This window comes from Capnocytophaga sp. oral taxon 326 str. F0382 (genome assembly GCF_000318295.1).
Lineage (GTDB): Bacteria > Bacteroidota > Bacteroidia > Flavobacteriales > Flavobacteriaceae > Capnocytophaga > Capnocytophaga periodontitidis.
In genome coordinates this window covers 8563-11136 of the sequence record NZ_KB291443.1, presented here as the reverse complement: position 1 = coordinate 11136, position 2574 = coordinate 8563, and the positions used below count along the sequence as shown (strand labels likewise).

1 protein-coding gene is annotated in these 2574 nt (G+C 41.6%); it reads left to right on the top strand.

The annotated features are described in order from the left end of the window. Positions 1-156 precede the first annotated feature (156 nt). Positions 157-2523 (top strand): reprolysin-like metallopeptidase, encoded by a 2367-nt coding sequence (locus HMPREF9073_RS11370; RefSeq protein ID WP_009413919.1) that lies wholly within the window; start codon positions 157-159, stop codon positions 2521-2523. Positions 2524-2574: the final 51 nt, after the last annotated feature.

Below are 2574 nucleotides of genomic sequence, written 5' to 3'. Positions count from 1 at the left end.
TTAAATAATTACTTACGTCGAACTCACGTTATATTACCAATGAGTAACCCTACGAGAGGCTCCAACTCTCTCTGATGTTTTTTTAAAAAGTGTTAATTTTTCCTTGCTATTTGTTAATTGTTTCGTACCTTTGCACCGTTTTTTAAAACTAAACTAATGAAACATCTACTACGCTACTTACTTTGGCTATGCCTAAGCATAGAAGTAGCCAATGCACAAACTAACATCCAAAGTATTATAACTCTTTTTGCTACAAAGTCTTCCGTAGAATGGGCACCTCCTATTCCTAACTCAACCTCTATACTCCTACAATGGCAAGCGCGAACTACTTCTAATGGTTTTCACTCGTTTGTAGGTTATTATCAAGATCATTTTGTAGGCGTCATCAGCTTTGACAAACAGCAGTTAAGCGGTGAAATTTTTTACAGAGGAAAATCTTATGTATTGGGTACTTCTCCCCAAGGAATGCTTACTGTTGAAGCAGTAACCGATGAACACGATTGTGGTGCGAGTTCTTTGGGAAAACAAGCGCTCTCTGCCCGCAATTTCTTCCCCGAAGGCGATGAAGATAATAACGACTCTCCTATCGAGCAACCCGAGATTTACAATTCACTTTATCCTAAAGCGCTAATTCACACCGATGGTGTGTTCAGGCACTACCGCTTGGCAATACCAGTGGATTACAGCATTTACAATTCGACATATTTCAATAGAGATATACATAAAATCAAAACGTTTTGGTATGCCACCGTTGCCTTTATGAATGAGTTATATCGCAATGATGTGGGGGTGGATTTTACTTTGGTAGATGATGAGGCACTTATTTTTACTACTGAAGAAAATCATTTATTCCGCAGAAGGGAAGCTGCTAATGAAGTGGTAAACAACGGTACTATCACGCTCAACAAACGTTACGATAAAAACAAATACGATATAGCAATTATCCTCACCGATTATCGCGAAAGGTACAATGGCTTGGCGATGGTCTATGCTGCTTATGAGCAACACAACAAAGCCAATGCGGCAGCGCGCCCTGTAAAACCTTCTACCATTGCCCACGAAATAGGACACATGTTCGGTTCAGACCATACGTTCTCTAACGGAGGGCAATATTCTAGTAAAACCGAAACTGGATCGGGTCAATCAATTATGAGTTATGGACACGAGCACCCACGCGATTTCTTTTCGCTCGTAAGTCTGCAAGAAATACGCAAGTTCTTGGGTAACTCTATGGCTTATTACGCCGATGAAGCGCGCACTCAAGAAGCAGGCAAGCGTGTAGTGGGGACAGGTTCTAACCTTGTTTATGGGGTAAAGAGCAACAACCGCCCCCCAGTGCTTGACAGAACACATCTTAAGAAAACCTACACTATCCCAGAAGAAACTTATTTTCAATTCTATCTCAACGCTACCGACCCCGAAGGCGATGCGCTTACTTATATAGCTCACCCTGCTGATAGGCGTTTTCACTCTACCAAATCTAACGCTCGTTTTATCACCTACAAAGGAAAATCTGATGGTAATATACGCTTTGAAACTACTTGGTTTGAGAGTGAACGCAATACCTTTGTACCCATAGGAGCTGCCGATTCTTACAAAGAAGGTACTTTCACTTTTTGGTTAGCAGCCGCCGATCATAACAAAAGCGATAACAACCACGTAGTGAAATACGATGTAGAAGAGGTGCAAGTGAAAATAGCCAAAGGTAAAATTTTTCAAATACAAAACTTCGACAATGGCAGTTGGGAACAAAACAAAACCTACAAAGGAGGACAACTACTTTCGCTTCATTGGCAGGTAGATGAGGCTATTTTTGGCAAGGATAGCAAGGTGCGTATTCTTCTTTCAACCGACTCTGGTAAAACCTATAAATACGTATTGAAAAAAGAAGCACCTAACAATGGAGCTTGTCAAGTAGTGCTTCCTAATATTTCTGTAGGCACTACTCACGGACATTTCGGCAAACAAAGAGGACAAGGCATCATCAAAATAGAAGTGATTGATGGCTTGGCTTATGCATTGTCTTGTACAAAGCCTTATCACGTAGGAGGTTTTATGATACAAAAAGACCCTACAAAACCTGAAACTACGCCAGAACCACAGCCCCAACCACAGCCTAACCCTCAACCTAACCCTCAACCACAGCCGCAGCCTAACCCTCAACCTCAACCAACCCCACAACCCCAACCCCCAACCAACCCTACCCCCGACCCGTCAGCCCCGTCCGACTCGTCCACCCCATCACCTATTATATACAATGCTGTCTCAACCACTAACCCCGAGAACTATTTCAAAGTAGAAAATGCTGATGAAAACTATCCTATATTGGTGCTTATCTTTGATGAAATGGGACTCAAAGTATACGAGAACAACTATTACGGCAAAAACGGTGAAGTGTTTAGGGGTTACTCTAATCTAAAAACTATAAGTAACAAACCTCTTGCGGGTACTTATTTTTATATTGTTACCTATTATAAAGAAGGGCAACAACAAACCCAAAAAGGCTTTTTATACATCAAATAATAAAACAATCACTTTTGCGGCTTGTCCCCCTTCGGGGGAACGGGGGCTATA

Bases quoted from the DNA above. Each gene is read 5' to 3' on its own strand.
- HMPREF9073_RS11370 (WP_009413919.1), top strand. From the start codon at position 157: ATGAAACATCTACTACGCTACTTACTTTGGCTATGCCTAAGCATAGAA.